This is a genomic window from Falsiroseomonas ponticola (assembly GCF_016805305.1).
Taxonomy (GTDB): Bacteria; Pseudomonadota; Alphaproteobacteria; order Acetobacterales; family Acetobacteraceae; genus Falsiroseomonas; species Falsiroseomonas ponticola.
This window is the reverse complement of sequence record NZ_JAERQN010000003.1, coordinates 1-15537: the sequence shown is the minus strand read 5'-3', so window position 1 is coordinate 15537 and position 15537 is coordinate 1. Positions and strand designations below refer to the sequence as shown.

Here is a 15537-nt window from a genome sequence, read left to right as displayed (position 1 = left end):
ATCAGTCCTCCTGCACGCCGAATTCCTCGTCGATCTCGTTCTGGCGCTTGGCGAACCAGAAAAGGCCGACGACGAAGATGATCAGGCTGCCCTGGGCGGCGAAGTAGAAGCCCAGCGGGAAGCCCATGATATGGATCGGGTTCAGGGCCGTGGCGAAGAAATGAACCCCGAATCCGGCCACGAACCAGATGGCCAGCACGGTCCACATCAGCCCCGATGTCTTCTTCCAGTAGGCTGCCCCGTTCACCTGATCCGTGGCGGCCACCCTGGCCCCCTGTGGATCCTTGACATCCTCCACCAACGGCATCCGCTCTCTCCCCTTTGCGCCGCCAGCCACTCCGGCGGCCAGGCCCCTTCGCCGCCCAAAGTGGCGGTGAATTATAATTAACTGACGCGGCTATCACGTGTCCGGCATGTCATGCAACATCGTTGCGGCGCAGGGAGGAGGCGATTGATGCTGGCGTGGCTTCGGGACCGGCTGCGTCCCGCCCGGGAGACCCGGCCGGAGGCGCTCGACCGCTTCCTGGATCGCCAGGCGGCCTTCGTCGCCCAGAAGACGGTGATCGACTATTGCCGGGTGAAGGCCGGGCGGCATGAACGGCAGACCTTCGCCGACCCCGATTTCCGCGCCGCCCTCGACCATTGCCGCTGGCAGACCTTCGCGGCCTCGGTGGGGGACGTGACGGCGCTGGCGGAAGCCTGGCTCCGCCCCCATGCGCCGGGGCAGGAAGCCCCGCTGGCCGCGGCGCTGGCCGCGATTGGCGCCGCCATCCTCGACCGGGCCGAGGCCCCGGCGACGGAGCGGGAGACGCTGGCCGCCGCCCGGGACGGGCTCGGCCGCCTGCTGGCGGCGCGCCAGGAAACGCCGCCCGGCGGGGCGGACCGCCTGCCGCTGACGGCCGAGGCCCCGCTGCTGGCCACCCTGCCGGTCCATCCGGACCAGCGCGTGGGGGAGACGCCGGCCATCCGCGGCGCGCTGCGCTTCCACATCGTCTCCACCCAGCAGGAGCTGGAGCGGCTCTTCGAACCGGCGCCGCTGGCCCGCGCGCTGGCCGCCGCGTCATTGCGGCAGAGCAAGTGACCCATTTTTAATATGTTACATTGACTAAGGGTCCCAGCCGTTTTCTGGACACGAATTAACGGGAACGCGCGTTGTAAGCGCATGTCCGTTCCGTAAGAGAATGGGCATGCGCGGGGGACAATCCCTGCGCGCGCCACGCGCATAGCGCCTGGCACCGCAACAACGACCTGCGGGCGGGCGTGCCCGCGTATGAAGGGATGGGGGATGTCTGCATCGCACGCCGCGGCCGGCGGGGCCGCGCGACCAATGTCGCCGGAGGAGCGGAAGGTCATCCTGGCCTCCTCGCTCGGCACCGTCTTCGAATGGTACGACTTCTACCTCTACGGCTCGCTCGCCGCCGTCATCGGCGCCAAGTTCTTCTCCATGTACGACGAGAGCACGCGCAACATCTTCGCGCTGCTCGCCTTCGCCGCCGGCTTCCTGGTGCGCCCCTTCGGCGCGCTGGTGTTCGGCCGGCTCGGTGACCTCGTCGGCCGGAAATACACCTTCCTCGTCACCATCGTGATCATGGGTGCCTCGACCTTCATCGTCGGCATCCTGCCCACCTCCGACCAGATCGGCATCATCGCGCCCATCGTGCTGATCGTGCTGCGCATGCTGCAGGGCCTGGCGCTGGGCGGCGAATATGGTGGTGCGGCAACCTATGTGGCGGAGCACGCGCCGAACGGGCGCCGCGGCTTCTACACCAGCTTCATCCAGATCACCGCGACGGCGGGCCTGTTCCTTTCGCTGATCGTCATCCTCACCACCCGCTCCATCACCGGCGAAGCCGCCTTCGCGGATTGGGGCTGGCGCGTACCCTTCCTGATCTCGATCGTCCTGCTCGGCATCTCCGTCTGGATCCGGATGCAGATGCAGGAAAGCCCCGCCTTCAAGAAGATGAAGGAGGAAGGCACGGGTTCCAAGGCGCCGATCGGCGAGGCCTTCGGCCAGTGGAAGAACGCGCGCATCGCGCTCTTCGCCCTGCTCGGCCTGGTCATGGGCCAGGCGGTGGTCTGGTACACGGGCCAGTTCTACGCGCTGTTCTTCCTCGGCTCCGTGCTGAAGGTGGACGGCTTCACCACCAACATGCTGATCGCCTGGTCGCTGATCCTGGGCTCGGGCGGCTTCGTCCTGTTCGGCTGGCTGTCCGACAAGATCGGCCGCAAGCCGATCATCCTCGGCGGCTGCCTGATCGCCGCGGTCACCTACTTCCCGCTCTTCTCGCTGATGAGCGCGGAGGCCAACCCGGCGCTGACTCAGGCCCACCGCACCATCACCACGGTGGTGGAGGTGGACAAGTCCACCTGCTCCTTCCAGTTCAACCCGACGGGCACGGCGCGCTTCACCCAGCCCTGCGACATCGCCAAGGCGGCGCTCGCGCGGCTGTCCGTGAACTACTCCGTGGAGAACAAGCCGGGCCAGACGGGCGTGCGCGTGGTCGTCGGCAACCAGACGGTGTCGTCCGACCAGCCGAACTTCGCGGCCGCCCTCGGCACTGCGGTGACGGCGGCGGGCTATCCGGCGGCGTCCAACCCGACGGTCGTGAAGATGTCCGGTCCCTTCGACGTCTTCCGCGAACAGCCGGCGGTGCTGATCTTCATCCTGACGCTGCTCGTGATCTACGTGACCATGGTCTATGGCCCGATCGCGGCGGCGCTGGTGGAGCTCTTCCCGACGCGCATCCGCTACACCTCCATGTCCCTGCCCTACCACATCGGCAATGGCTGGTTCGGTGGCCTGATGCCGGCGACGGCCTTCGCGATGATCGCGCAGACCGGCGACGTGTATTTCGGCCTCTGGTACCCCGTGGTGATCGCGCTCGCGACCGTGGTGATCGGCTTCTTCATGGTGCCGGAGACGAAGGATCGCGACATCTTCGCGACCAACGCCGACGGTTCCGCCAGCGCCGCGGATTACCGCGCAGGCCGCTGATCCGGGCCGAAGGCTCGGGGCTTGCCGGGCGCCGGGGGGCAACCCCCGGCGCTTTTTTCTTGCGCTGCGTCAATGGCCCCGCCAGCCCGGGCTGGCATGGTTGCGCGGCAGGGCGGGGCGGCGGCACTCTGCGCACCAAGCAGGACCGGGACGCACCCGGCAGGCATGAGGGAACGGCACCATGGATGGCAGCACCGGCACCAGCCGCTACGACGAGGCCTATGGCGCCTGGCGGCGCGACCCGGAGGGCTTCTGGCGCTGCGCGGCGGAGGGCATCGACTGGGCCGTGCCGCCGACCCGCATCTTCGACGCCTCGGCCGGCGTCTATGGCCGCTGGTTCCCCGATGCCCGGCTGAACACCTGCTTCAACGCGCTGGACCGCCACGTGGCCGCCGGCCGGGGCGACCAGGCGGCGCTGATTTGGGACAGCCCCATCACCGGGCGCGCCGCCCGCTTCACCTATGCCGAGCTGCTTGGCCGCGTGGCGAAGGTCGCGGGCGCGCTAGCGGCGCGCGGCGTCTCGGCCGGCGACCGCGTCATCATCTACATGCCCATGGTGCCGGAAGCCGCCATCGCCATGCTGGCCTGCGCGCGGCTCGGCGCCATCCATTCCGTCGTCTTCGGCGGCTTCGCGGCGGCGGAGCTTTCCGCCCGCATCGCGGATGCGCAGCCCAAGGCGATCATCTCCGCCTCCTGCGGGCTGGAGCCCGGGCGGCTCGTGAAATACAAGCCGCTGCTCGATGCGGCGATCGCGCTGTCCCCGCACAAGCCCGACCACTGCCTGATCCTGCAGCGCCCCGAGCACCCCTGCGACCTCACGCCGGGCCGCGACGCGGATCTGCTGGAGGCCGAGGCCGCGGCGGAGCCCGCGCCCTGCACCGATGTCGCGGCGACGGACCCGCTCTACATCCTCTACACCTCCGGCACGACCGGGAAGCCCAAGGGCATCGTGCGCGACAATGGCGGCCATGCCGTCGCGCTGCTGAATTCCATGTCGATGCTCTACGGCCTGAAGGCCGGGGACGTGATGTGGACCGCGAGCGATGTCGGCTGGGTCGTCGGCCATTCCTACATCGTCTATGCGCCCCTCCTCGCGGGCTGCACGACGGTGATGTACGAAGGAAAACCCGTCGGCACGCCCGATGCCGGCGCCTTCTGGCGCGTCGCCGCCGAGCACCGCGTGAAGGTGCTCTTCACCGCCCCCACCGCCATCCGCGCCATCCGGAAGGAGGATCCGGAAGGCGCGCTGCTGGCGCGCTACGATCTCTCCGCGCTGGAAGCCCTGTTCCTGGCGGGTGAGCGCTGCGATCCGCCGACCGCGGAGTGGTCCGCGCAGCTGTTGGGTAAGCCCGTCATCGACCATTGGTGGCAGACCGAGACGGGCTGGAGCATCAGCGGCAATTTCCGGGGCTTCGGCCTCTTCCCCAATCGGCCCGGCTCCGGCGGCAAGCCGGCACCGGGCTACGACCTCCGCGCGCTGGACGAGGCCGGGCAGGAGGTGCCGCGCGGGCAGATCGGCACGCTGGCCGTGAAGCTGCCGTTGCCGCCCTCCAACCTGCCGACGCTCTGGCACGCCGATGCGCGCTTCCGTGAAGCCTATCTCGAGGCGTTTCCGGGCTACTACAACACCTCCGACGCCGGGATGGTGGATGAGGATGGCTATGTCTGGGTCATGTCCCGCACGGACGACATCATCAACGTCGCGGGCCACCGCCTCTCCACCGGCGCGATGGAGGAGGTGCTGGCCGCGCACCCCGATGTTGCGGAATGCGCCGTGGTCGGGGTGAAGGATTCCCTCAAGGGCCAGGCGCCGCTCGGCCTGGTGGTGCTGAAGGCCGGCACCACCAAGGGCGAGCCCGAGATCGCGAAGGAGCTGGTGGCCATGGTGCGCGACCGCATCGGCCCCGTGGCGGCCTTCCGGGAGGCGCGCGTGGTGCAGCGCCTGCCCAAGACGCGCTCCGGAAAGATCCTGCGCGCCACCATCCGCAAGATCGCGGATGCCGAAACCTATACCGTGCCCCCCACCATCGATGATCCGCTGATCCTGGACGAGATCGCGGATGTGCTGAAGCAGGCGGAGAAATAGCCATGCCGGACGGCACCACGCCCCTGCTGCTGCGGCAGGACAGCGCGGCGGGGATCACGCGCCTCACGCTGAACAGGCCGGAAACCCGCAACAGCCTGTCCTTCGCCATGATGGGCGCGGTGCTGGATGCGCTGCGGGCCATCGCGGAGGATCCGGCGGTGCGCGTGGTGGTGCTGGCCGCCGCCGGCCCCGTCTTCTGCGCGGGCCATGACCTGCGGGAGATCACCGCCCATCGCGCCGATGCCGATGGCGGCCGCGCTTTCTTCGACACCGCCATGACGCGCTGCGCGACGCTGATGCAGGCCATCGTCGCCCTGCCCCAGCCCGTGATCGCGGAGGTCCAGGGCGTGGCCACCGCCGCGGGCTGCCAGCTGGTCGCGACCTGCGACCTGGCCGTGGCGTCCGAAGCCGCCCGTTTCTGCACGCCCGGTGTCGATATCGGCCTCTTCTGCTCCACCCCCGCCGTCGCCCTCTCCCGCGCCGTCGCCGCCAAGCCGGCGATGGAGATGCTGCTGACGGGCGAGATGATCGGGGCGGAGGAGGCGCGCCGCATCGGCCTGGTGAACCGCGTGGTACCGGCCGCCGACCTCGCCGCGGCCACGGAAGCGCTTGCCGCCCGCATCGCATCCCGCAGCGCCCACACCGTCCGCATCGGCAAGGCCGCCTTCCACCGCCAGCGCGGGCTTCCGCTGGAGGACGCCTATGCGCATGCTGCCGCGGTGATGACCGAGAATCTGATGGCCGAGGATGCCGCCGAAGGCATCGGCGCCTTCCTCTCCAAGCGCCAGCCCGTCTGGCGCGATCGCTAGGACCGACACACCCCATGGCCGCTGCCGATTTCGATGCCCCGCCCCGCTGCCCCGCCAACCATCAGCCGCTGACGCCGCTGCTGTTCCTGGAGCGCGCCGCCGCCGTCTTCCCGCGCCACACCGCGGTCGTCCACGGCGCGGTGCGGCGCAGCTATGCCGAGCTTCGCGCGCGCTGCGTGAAGCTCGCCGATGCGCTGCGCCAGCACGGCATCGGCCGCGGCGACACGGTCGCCGCCCTGCTGCCCAATATCCCCGAGATGCTGGAATGCCATTACGGCGTGCCGATGACAGGCGGCGTGCTGAACACGCTGAACACGCGGCTCGATGCCGGGACCATCGCCTATTGCCTCGACCATGGGGAGGCGAAGGTCGTGGTGGTGGACCGCGAATTCGTCCCCCTGCTGCGCATGGCGCTGACCCAGTGCCAAGCGAAGCCGCTGGTGATCGAGGTCGATGACCCGGAGGCCAGCGACGCCGCCCGCGCCAACCGCCTCGACGGCGCCACCCCCTATGAGGCCTTCATCGCCGGTGGCGATGAGGGCTTCGCCTGGCCGATGCCGGGCGATGAATGGGACGCGATCAGCCTCAACTACACCTCCGGCACCACGGGCCGGCCGAAGGGCGTGGTCTATCACCATCGCGGCGCGCAGTTGCTGGCCGTCGGCAACGTGCTCTCCGCCGGCATGGGCAAGCATCCCGTCTATCTCTGGACGCTGCCGATGTTCCATTGCAACGGCTGGTGCTTCCCCTGGACCGTCACGGCCCAGGCCGGCACGCATGTCTGCCTGCGCGCCGTGCGCGGCAACGCGATGTGGGAGCTGATGTCGCGCGAAGGCGTCACCCATATGTGCGGCGCGCCCATCGTCATGGCGACGCTGCTCGGCACGCCCGAGGCCGAGAAGAAGCCCCTGCCCCACCAGGTACAGTTCGTCGTCGCCGGCGCGCCACCGCCCGCCGCCGTGCTGGCCGCGATGAAGGAAGCCGGCTTCGCCGTCTGCCACGTCTATGGCCTGACGGAGTGCTACGGCCCCTCCGTGGTGAATGAATGGAACAGCGACTGGGACGTCCAGCCCTCCGCGGAGCAGGCCGCGCTCATGTCCCGCCAGGGCGTGCGCTACATCGCCCTCGAAGGCCTCTGCGTCATGGACCCGGAGACGATGGCACGCGTGCCTGCCGATGGCACCTCGATGGGCGAGGTGATGATGCAGGGCAATGTCGTGATGAAGGGCTATCTCAAGGACGCCGACGCCACCACCAAGGCCTTCGCCGGCGGCTGGTTCCACACCGGCGACCTCGCCGTCACCTATCCCGATGGCTACATCCAGCTGAAGGACCGGTCGAAGGACATCATCATCTCGGGCGGCGAGAACATCTCCTCCATCGAGGTGGAGGACGCGCTCTACAAGCACCCCGCCGTGGCCGTCGCCGCCGTGGTCGCCCGTCCCGACGAGAAATGGGGCGAGACGCCCTGCGCCTTCATCGAACTCAAGCCCGGCTCGGCCGCCACGGCGGAGGACCTGATCGCCCACTGCAAGACCGTCCTGGCGGGCTACAAGGTGCCGCGCCACGTGGTCTTCGCGGAGCTCCCCAAGACCAGCACGGGCAAGATCCAGAAGCACGTGCTGCGCGCCCAGGCGAAGGGCGGCTGAGGCATGGCGGGGCCGGCGCCGATCATCCTCTGCGCCGGCCAGTATGGAAGCGCCTCCACCTGGCTCTACAACGCCGCTTATGCCCTGCTGGAGGCCGAATGGGGCCGGGTGCACCGGCAATTCGCCGACAGCCCGGACCAGCTGCCGCTGCAGGTGGATGCCCGGGTGCCGCTGCTGCTGAAGACGCATGCGCCGACCCGCGGCCTGCGCTGGCTGGCGGCGCGCACGGGTGGGCGCGCCATCCTCTCGGTCCGCGACCCCCGCGATGCCGTCGCCTCCCTGATGGCGCGCTTCCGCTTCGACTATGCGCTGTGCCGCCACCGCGTGGAGGAGTCCTGCCTGGCGCTGCCCGCCCTGCCCGGCGCCATGCCCTGCCTGCTGCTGCGGTATGAGGATGGGTTCAGCCAGGACCCGAAGACGATCACGCGCCTCGCCCGCTTCCTGGGCCTGAAGCCCGGTGCGCGGCTGCGCCGCCAGGTCTTCGCGGCGCTGACGCCGGAGGCGGTGCGCGCCCGCATCGACGCCATGCTGGAATCGGGCGCGCTCGGCCCCAACCCTACGGCGCATTCGCATGACGGCAGCAGCCACTGGCATCCCGGCCATGTCGGGGATGGGCTGCCCGGCAAGTTCGCCACCGTGCTGACTCCGGGCCAGGCCGCCGACATCACGCGCCGCGGCGCCGGATTCGCCGAAGCCTTCGACTACGCCCTGCCGCCGCCCGAGCCGCTGGTCCCGGGCGCGATGCGGTCGCTGGAAGGCTGGGGCCCCGGCATCGCCCTGCTGGGCGCGGGCTTCGCCGCCCCGGATGCGGCGGGCGCCTGGTTCGCCCGCCGGCAGGCGACACTCCATCTGCCGCTCCGCGCCGGCCCCGCCCGCCCCCTGCTGCTGGAGGTGGAGGCGCCCGCCCGTACCCGCCGCCCGGCCATCGGCGCGACGATGGCCGAGGAGGTGCTGCTGGCCCCGACGACGGCGCCGCCCCACGGCGTGGTCACCGTGCCGCTGCCGCCCCTGGCCGAGGATGGGGAGGTCACGGTCACCCTGCAGGCCGGCCCGCCGCGCCCCGGCAAGCCGCCCCGCCTGCGCCTGAGGGCCATCGGCCTGGCGCCCTGAGCGGCCGCGAAACTTTCCTTGCGGACCCCGCCCCGGCACCCCATCCTCTCCTCTGTCCCGCAACAACCGAAAGGAGGTGATCCAGTGTCTCATTGCCCCAAGGCGTCCACCGAGACTGCAGCCTGGATCATCGCCGGCGCCATCGCGTAGGCGAGTCACCAGACGCAAGCAGCCGGTTCGCCGGCAGCAATGGAAGGCCTCGGGGAGCGATCCCCGGGGCCTTCGCTGTTTCGGGAACCCGCGCAGCCCCCCGCGCGATCAGGCCGGACCATTGCGGATACGACCGGCCCATGTCCTCCCTGCCCGCGCTCAACGCGCTGAACTTCTTCATCGCGGATGTGCGGGACGGGCTCGGCCCCTTCCTCGGCGTCTTCCTCCAGCAGCAGGGCTGGTCGCCGGCCTCGATCGGCATCGCCATGAGCCTCGGCGGCGCGGCCGGCATGGCGGCGGCGACGCCGATCGGCCTGCTGGTCGATTCCACGCGCCACAAGCGCGCGCTGCTGGCCATCGCCTGCGTGCTGATCGTGCTGGCCTGCGCGGTGAACTACCTGGCGCCGGTCTTCGCCATCACGGTGGCGGCGCAGATGATCGCGGGCGTGGCCGCCGCCGCCGTCGCGCCCTGCATCGCGGCCCTCACCCTCGGCCTGGTGCGGCAGCAGGGCTATGCGCGGCAGCTCGGCCGGAACGAGGCCTTCAACCATGCGGGCAACGCCACCGCCGCGGCGCTGGCGGGGCTGCTCGGCTGGCAGTTCGGGCTGGTCGCGGTCTTTGTGCTGATGGCGGGCATGGCGATCGCCGCCGTCATCGCCGTGGCGCTGATCAGGCCGCGCGACATCGACCATGCGGCGGCACGGGGCGCGACGGCGGGCGCGCAGGCCGAGCCCATCCTGCCCACCTTGCTCGGGTCGCGCCCGCTGCTGCTGGTGGCGGGGACGGTGGCGCTGTTCCACATGGCGAATGCGGCCATGCTGCCGCTGCTCGGCCAGGCGATGGTGGCGCGCGGCACCGGCATGGATCCCGCCGCCTACACGGCCGCCACCGTCATCCTGGCGCAGGCGACCATGATCCCGATGGCGCTGCTCGCGGCCTGGCTGGCGGTGCGGCGGGGCTATGGCCTCGTCTTCATCCTGGCGCTGGTGGCCCTGCCGATCCGCGGGCTGATCGCGGGCAGCGTGGATCATCCCCTCGCCCTGATCCCGGTGCAGGTGCTGGATGGCGTCGGCGCCGGGCTGCTCGGCGTCGCGGTGCCGGGGATCGTCGCGCGCATCCTGGATGGCAGCGGGCACGCCACGGCGGGGCTGGCGGCGGTGATGACCCTGCAGGGCATCGGCGCCTCCCTCAGCTCCACCATCGGCGGCGTGGTCGCGCAGCAGGCGGGCTACGGCGCCGCCTTCCTGGTCCTGGCCGGCATCGCGCTCGCGGCGCTGGCGCTGTGGCTGGCGGGCGGGACCGTGCTGCGCAGCGCGGCGGGCCAGCCCGCTACGCCGTGAGGAAGGCGATCCGATCCTGTTCGAGCACGCCGCAGGTCAACAGGCCCCCGGCATGGGCGGCGGTGTCGAGGTTGATGCGGTTGGCACGGATCTCGGGCGCCAGCCGCGCGGTATGGCCATGGACGATCACGGCGGGATGCGGCCCCTCGTGGTGCAGGAAGGGGCCGCGGATGGTCAGCAGGTCCTCCGCCGATTGCGCCTCCAGCGCCACGCCGGGGCGGATGCCGGCATGGGCGAGGAAATACGGCCCCTCCCGATGGCTCAGCGCCAGCCCGTCCCGCAGCAGGGCCTGGTGGCCTTCGGGGATCGCGACTGCCCAGGCTTCGGGCCCGGCCTCCGGCGCCAGGCCATAGCTCGCCAGCGTCACCCGCCCGCCACACCAGAGCCAGTCATCCACCGCCGCGCGATCGCCCGCCAGCGCGTCCCGCATCATCGCCTCGTGGTTGCCCAGCAGATTGACCACCACGGCGCCGGGCAGCCGGAAGCCCGCGACCAGCTCCAGCACCGCCGCCGGGTCGCCCGCCTTGTCCACATAGTCACCGAGATGCACCACCACCGCCCGCGCCACCGGCCGCGCCGCCAGGTCCTCGGCCACCTGCCCATGCAGCGCCGCCAGCCGCCCGGCCATGCCATGCACATCGCCGATGGCGTAGAGCCGCACGCGATCATCCAGCCGCGCAGGCGCCGCCTGCCAGGCCAGGGTCACACCGGCCGCCCGTAATCGCCGAGCATCGCCGCCGCCTCCGCCAGCTCGGCCTCGGAGAGCAGCACCGGGTCGATGCGAGCCGCCCGCAGCGCGAGATACTGGGCGGCCAGGTTCTCCACCTCCCGCACCAGCGCCACCGCGCCGGCCAGCGTGGCCCCCAGCGCCACGACGCCATGATTGGCCAGCAGCGTCGCCCGCAGCCCCTCGCCCAGCGCCGCCACGGCCGATCGCGCCAGCGCCTCCGTTCCGAAGGTGGCGTGGGCCGCGCAGGGAATGCCGCGCCGCCCGCCCTCCCCGGCCAGGGTCACCATGTAGTGGATGGGCGGAATCGGGTGCCGCGCGCAGGACAGGGCGGTCGCCATTGGGCTGTGCGTATGGACCACCGCCATCGCATCCGGCCGCGCCCGGTAGATCGCCGCATGCAGCCGCCATTCGGAGGACGGGCGCCCGTTGCCCCGCACCGCGCCATCCCGCCCGCAGCGCACCAGGTCATCCGCGACCATCGCGGCATAGGGCTGGCCGGAGGGCGTGATCAGGAACCCATCCCCGTCGCGCTGCGACAGGTTCCCCGACTTCTGCGGCATGAACCCCGCCGCATCCAGCGCCCGCGCGGCCTCGACCAGCGCGGCGGCGCTCATCAATCCGCCTTGGCGCTGGCGTCCGATCGCGTGGCGCCGACGCGCTGTGCCAGCGCGGCCGCCATGAATTCGTCGATCTCCCCGTCCAGCACCGCGTCGGGGTTGCCCTTCTCCACGCCCGTCCGCAGATCCTTCACCATCTGGTAGGGCTGCAGGACGTAGCTCCGGATCTGGTGGCCCCAGCCGATATCGGTCTTGCCGGCCTCGATCCCCGCCGTGATCGCCTCCCGCTTGCGCAGTTCCAGTTCGTAGAGCCGCGCCTTCAGCATATCCATGGCGATGACGCGGTTGCGGTGCTGGCTGCGGTCCTGGGTGGAGGCCGCGACGATGCCGGTCGGGATATGCGTGAAGCGCACGCCCGATTCCGTCTTGTTCACGTGCTGGCCGCCGGCGCCGGAGGCGCGGAAGGTGTCGGTCTTGATGTCCGCCGGGTTGATCTCGATCTCGATCTTGTCGTCGATCACCGGATAGACATAGACGCTGGCGAAGCTGGTCTGGCGCCGTGCCGCGGCGTCGAAGGGGCTGATGCGCACCAGGCGGTGCACGCCCGTCTCCGTCTTCAGCCAGCCGAAGGCATTGGTGCCGGAGACCTGGATGGTGGCGGATTTGATGCCCGCCTGCTCGCCTTCCGACTGCTCCGTCATCGTCACCTTGTAGCCGCGACGCTCCGCCCAGCGCGTGTACATGCGCAGCAGCATCTCGGCCCAGTCCTGCGCCTCCGTGCCGCCGGCGCCGGCATTCACTTCCAGATAGGCGTCGTTGGGATCGGCCTCGCCGGACAGCAGGCTCTCGATCTCGCGGCGCTTCGCCTCCTCGGCATAGCCCCGCATGTCGGCCACCGCGGCATCGGCCATGGCGGCATCGCCCTCGGCCTCCGCCATCTCGATCAGCTCGACCGCATCCGCGACGTCACGCTCCAGCTTCTGCACGCCCTCGATCTGGGCGGCGAGGCGGTTGCGCTCCCGCATCACCGCCTGCGCCTCCTCGGCCTTGTTCCAGAGGTCCGGGTCCTCCGAGCGGGCGTTCAGCTCCTCGAGCCGCCTGACGGCGGCGTCCCAGTCCAGATGGGCGCGGAGCAGCGCTAGGCTGTCCGCGATCTCGGTCTTCAGCTTTTCGGCGTCTGCGCGCATGAGCCGCTCAGTAGAGCCCACCCAGATTGCTGTCGAGGCCAGCCGCCGCGGTTCCCGCCCCGGCCCCCGCCAGGGGGTCGGAAGGCGGCCGCGCGCTGTTCTCCGTGCCCGGGCGGAAGGCCTCCAGGATGGTCTGGCCGTTATCCAGCTGCAGCCGCACCAGCGCGACCCCCGGCGGCGCGCGGAAGGGAATGGGCGGCGAGCCCTGCGTCGCGGCGGCCACCACGTCGCGGAAGATCGGCGTCGCCAGTCGCCCGCCCGTCACGTCCGCGCCGGTCTCGCTCTGCAGCCGCAGCGTCCGCGGCTCGTCGAAGCCGACCCAGACAGCCACGACCAGGTCCGGCGTGAAGCCCACGAACCAGGCATCCTTGTAGTCATCCGTCGTCCCGGTCTTGCCGGCCACGGGGCGGTTCAGCCCTTCCGCGGCCCGCGTGCCGGTGCCGCGCTGCACCACGCCCTGCAGCAGGCTGGTCATCTGGAAGGCCGTCACCGGGTCCACGATCTGCCGGCGCGTGTCGGAAAGCCGCGGGGGCTGGCTGTTCGCATCCGCGTTGCAGCCGCTGCATTCGCGGGCATCGGTGCGCCAGACCAGGCGGCCATGGCGGTCCTGCACGCTGTCGATCAGCGTCGGGATCACCTGCCGCCCGCCATTGACGAAGCTGGCATAGCCCGCGGCCTGGCGGAGCACCGTCGTCTCCCCGGCGCCGAGCGACATGGCCAGGACGCGCGGCATGTTGGGGATGACGCCGAAGCGGTTCGCCACATCCGCCACCGCCGGCATGCCGACCTGCTGCGCGAGCCGGATGGTCACCAGGTTGAGGCTGCGCTCCAGCGCGCTGCGCATCGTCACCCAGCCCTGGGCGGCGCCGCCGCCGTAATTGCCCGGACGCCACATGCCCTGCGGCGTCATGATCTCGACCGGCGCGTCCAGCAGCAGCTGGTTGGGCGGTATCCCCGCCTCCAGCCCCGCGAGATAGACATAGGGCTTGAAGGAGGAGCCGGGCTGCCGCATCGCCTGCGACGCCCGGTTGAACCAGGACCGCTCGAAGGAGAAGCCACCCACCATCGCCAGCACGCGGCCGGTATTGGGGTCGAGCGCCACGACCGCGCCCTCCACCTCCGGCAGCTGGCGCAGCATCAGGCGTTCGGGGCGCGCGGCGACACGGGGCGGCTGCGCGGCCACGGCGGGCAGCGTCTCCACCATCACCACGTCACCGGGGCTGAGCGCTTCCTGCATGCGGCGCAGCGGCGGCCCCATCCGGCCATCACGCACGGGTCGCGCCCAGGTCGCGATGTCCTCCAGATACATGGTGCCGGTGCGCGGCTGCGGCGCCGTGCGGGCATCCGGGCGTTCCAGCCAGGCGAGCCGCGCCTCGCGGTCCCGCACCTCCAGCGCCACCGCCAGGCGCCAGCCCGGCTGGATGCCGGGCGGCCGCGCCACGGCCTGCAGCGCTGGCAGCCATTCCGTCGGGTTCGCGGAAATCCGCGCCACCGGGCCGCGCCAGCCACCCCGGCGACGGTCATAATCCAGCAGCCCGTTCCGCAGCGCCTTCTCGGCCTCCGCCTGCAGGTTCGGGTCGAGCGAGGTGCGCACCACCAGGCCGCCCATCGTCGTCTGGTCCACGCCGAAGCGCGTGATCAGCTCCCGCCGCACCTCCTCCGTGAAGTGCTGGCCCACCGCGACCATGTCCGGCCGGCGCTGCGGCCGCGGCACCAGCGGCTCCGCCCGCGCGCGCGCCGCTTCCTCCCGCGTGATGGCGCCATCCTCGGCCATCCGTTCCAGCACCCAGTCGCGCCGGGCCTTGGCGGCCTCCGGGAAGCGGATGGGGTTGTAGTTGTTCGGCGCCTTGGGCAGCGCGGCCAGGAAGGCGGATTCGGCCAGGGACAGCTCGTCCAGCGACTTGTTAAAGTAGTTCTGCGCCGCCGCCGCCACGCCATAGGCCTGCTGGCCCAGGAAGATCTCGTTCAGGTAGATCTCCAGGATGCGGGACTTCGGCATCGCCTGCTCGATGCGCAGCGCCAGGATCGCCTCCCGCACCTTGCGCGTCAGCGACCGCTCCGCCCCCACCAGCATGTTCTTGGCGACCTGCTGGGTGATGGTGGAAGCCCCCGCCATCCGCCGCCCGCTGCCGATCTGCTCCACATTCGTCAGCACCGTGCGGAAGATGCCGATGGGATCGACGCCATGATGCGTCCAGAAGCGCTGGTCCTCCGCCGAGACGAAGGCCTGCTGCAGCCGCTGGGGAATCGCCTCGATCGGGATGAAGACCCGCCGCTCCTGCGCCAGCTCCGCCATCAGGCGGCTGTCGGCGGCATAGATGCGCGACATCTGCGGCGGCTGGTAATCCGCCAGCCACCGGTAGTCCGGCAGCTCCGCCACCGCGTTGCGATAGAGCGACCAGGCCGCCCCCGCCCCCGCCAGCCCAACCGCCACCACCAGCACGATCGCCGTCTTCACGAGGAAACCGACCGTGCCGACGAACCACCGGCGCTTGCGCCGCGGCGGCTTGGCCGGCGGCGGAGCCTCGGGTTCCGGAGCAGCAGCAGGCCTTCCGCCCACCATGGGGCCTTCGGCGCGAAGATCAGGGGTATCCATGCGGCGCTCCATACACCACCCCGGCCAAAGGGGCACATGCGCAACGCACCAGATGGGCATGCACCGCCGTCACGGCCAGTTGTGCAGCGCAGGATACGGGCGAAGGGGTTGGCGGGGGGTGTAGGCGGGGTGCCGACGGTGCGCCTGTGGCCCGGGGAAGGGACGCCGTCCCTTCCCCGTACCCCAACCCTGCCAAGGGCCAGCGGGCCCTTGTGTCTTGGCGATGATGCATAGTGTGACCGCCGGTGCAGGGCTGCAGCCCTGCACCGGCGGCGCGATCTCGAGGCCGTCGGCCCTTCGGTCCTAAGACCGTTTCCGAGCTTGGCCC

The 15537-nt window shown here is 70.9% G+C and carries 12 protein-coding genes; 7 read left to right on the top strand and 5 right to left on the bottom strand.

The features are described from left to right. Position 1: 1 nt before the first annotated feature. Positions 2-307, bottom strand: coding sequence for a DUF4212 domain-containing protein (locus JJI54_RS10590; RefSeq protein WP_203072958.1), 306 nt, complete (start codon positions 305-307; stop codon positions 2-4). Positions 308-454: 147 nt separating this feature from the next. On the opposite strand from JJI54_RS10590, the gene JJI54_RS10585 reads away from it, so the two are divergent. The 7 genes from JJI54_RS10585 (at position 455) to JJI54_RS10555 (ending at position 10139) form a co-directional block, all read left to right on the top strand. Then, positions 455-1081: a hypothetical protein gene (locus JJI54_RS10585; protein WP_203072957.1), complete on the top strand. Its 627-nt coding sequence runs from the start codon at positions 455-457 to the stop codon at positions 1079-1081. Positions 1082-1285: 204 nt separating this feature from the next. After that, positions 1286-2995: an MFS transporter gene (locus JJI54_RS10580; protein WP_203072956.1), complete on the top strand. Its 1710-nt coding sequence runs from the start codon at positions 1286-1288 to the stop codon at positions 2993-2995. A gap of 181 nt (positions 2996-3176) precedes the next feature. Then, entirely contained in the window at positions 3177-5081 is a 1905-nt protein-coding gene (locus JJI54_RS10575) for a propionyl-CoA synthetase (RefSeq protein ID WP_203072955.1), read from the top strand. A gap of 2 nt (positions 5082-5083) precedes the next feature. Continuing rightward, positions 5084-5890: an enoyl-CoA hydratase gene (locus JJI54_RS10570; protein ID WP_203072954.1), complete on the top strand. Its 807-nt coding sequence runs from the start codon at positions 5084-5086 to the stop codon at positions 5888-5890. A 14-nt stretch (positions 5891-5904) separates the two neighbouring features. After that, entirely contained in the window at positions 5905-7539 is a 1635-nt protein-coding gene (locus tag JJI54_RS10565) for an acyl-CoA synthetase (RefSeq protein ID WP_203072953.1), read from the top strand. 3 nt (positions 7540-7542) lie between these two features. Continuing rightward, the gene (locus tag JJI54_RS10560) at positions 7543-8649 is read left to right on the top strand and encodes a hypothetical protein (RefSeq protein WP_203072952.1); all 1107 of its coding nucleotides are present in this window, start codon (positions 7543-7545) and stop codon (positions 8647-8649) included. A gap of 290 nt (positions 8650-8939) precedes the next feature. Next, complete coding sequence (locus JJI54_RS10555; RefSeq protein WP_203072951.1) at positions 8940-10139, top strand: MFS transporter; 1200 nt, start codon at positions 8940-8942, stop codon at positions 10137-10139. Here JJI54_RS10555 and JJI54_RS32020 read toward each other — a convergent pair. Genes JJI54_RS32020 through JJI54_RS10540 form a run of 4 tightly spaced genes read right to left on the bottom strand, consistent with a single transcriptional unit; the run spans position 10129 to position 15071 of the window. Then, positions 10129-10845 (bottom strand): metallophosphoesterase, encoded by a 717-nt coding sequence (locus JJI54_RS32020; RefSeq protein WP_318987485.1) that lies wholly within the window; start codon positions 10843-10845, stop codon positions 10129-10131. The two genes, JJI54_RS10555 and JJI54_RS32020, sit on opposite strands and share 11 nt — an antisense overlap. After that, positions 10842-11483 (bottom strand): class II aldolase/adducin family protein, encoded by a 642-nt coding sequence (locus JJI54_RS32010; RefSeq protein WP_264177172.1) that lies wholly within the window; start codon positions 11481-11483, stop codon positions 10842-10844. The genes JJI54_RS32020 and JJI54_RS32010 overlap by 4 nt, the downstream gene beginning before the upstream one ends. Continuing rightward, on the bottom strand, positions 11483-12613 hold the full coding sequence (gene prfB, locus JJI54_RS10545; protein WP_203072949.1) for a peptide chain release factor 2: 1131 nt from the start codon (positions 12611-12613) through the stop codon (positions 11483-11485). Before prfB ends, JJI54_RS32010 begins: the two co-directional genes overlap by 1 nt. A gap of 7 nt (positions 12614-12620) precedes the next feature. Beyond that, positions 12621-15071 (bottom strand): penicillin-binding protein 1A, encoded by a 2451-nt coding sequence (locus JJI54_RS10540; RefSeq protein ID WP_318987484.1) that lies wholly within the window; start codon positions 15069-15071, stop codon positions 12621-12623. Positions 15072-15537 lie beyond the last annotated feature (466 nt).

Excerpts from the sequence above, each read along its gene's own strand:
- JJI54_RS10575 (WP_203072955.1), top strand. The coding sequence starts at position 3,177 with ATGGATGGCAGCACCGGCACCAGCCGCTACGACGAGGCCTATGGCGCC.
- JJI54_RS10565 (WP_203072953.1), top strand. The coding sequence starts at position 5,905 with ATGGCCGCTGCCGATTTCGATGCCCCGCCCCGCTGCCCCGCCAACCAT.
- JJI54_RS10570 (WP_203072954.1), top strand. The coding sequence starts at position 5,084 with ATGCCGGACGGCACCACGCCCCTGCTGCTGCGGCAGGACAGCGCGGCG.
- JJI54_RS10580 (WP_203072956.1), top strand. The coding sequence starts at position 1,286 with ATGTCTGCATCGCACGCCGCGGCCGGCGGGGCCGCGCGACCAATGTCG.
- JJI54_RS10590 (WP_203072958.1), bottom strand. The coding sequence starts at position 307 with ATGCCGTTGGTGGAGGATGTCAAGGATCCACAGGGGGCCAGGGTGGCC.
- JJI54_RS10585 (WP_203072957.1), top strand. The coding sequence starts at position 455 with ATGCTGGCGTGGCTTCGGGACCGGCTGCGTCCCGCCCGGGAGACCCGG.
- prfB (WP_203072949.1), bottom strand. The coding sequence starts at position 12,613 with ATGCGCGCAGACGCCGAAAAGCTGAAGACCGAGATCGCGGACAGCCTA.
- JJI54_RS10560 (WP_203072952.1), top strand. The coding sequence starts at position 7,543 with ATGGCGGGGCCGGCGCCGATCATCCTCTGCGCCGGCCAGTATGGAAGC.
- JJI54_RS10555 (WP_203072951.1), top strand. The coding sequence starts at position 8,940 with ATGTCCTCCCTGCCCGCGCTCAACGCGCTGAACTTCTTCATCGCGGAT.
- JJI54_RS32010 (WP_264177172.1), bottom strand. The coding sequence starts at position 11,483 with ATGAGCGCCGCCGCGCTGGTCGAGGCCGCGCGGGCGCTGGATGCGGCG.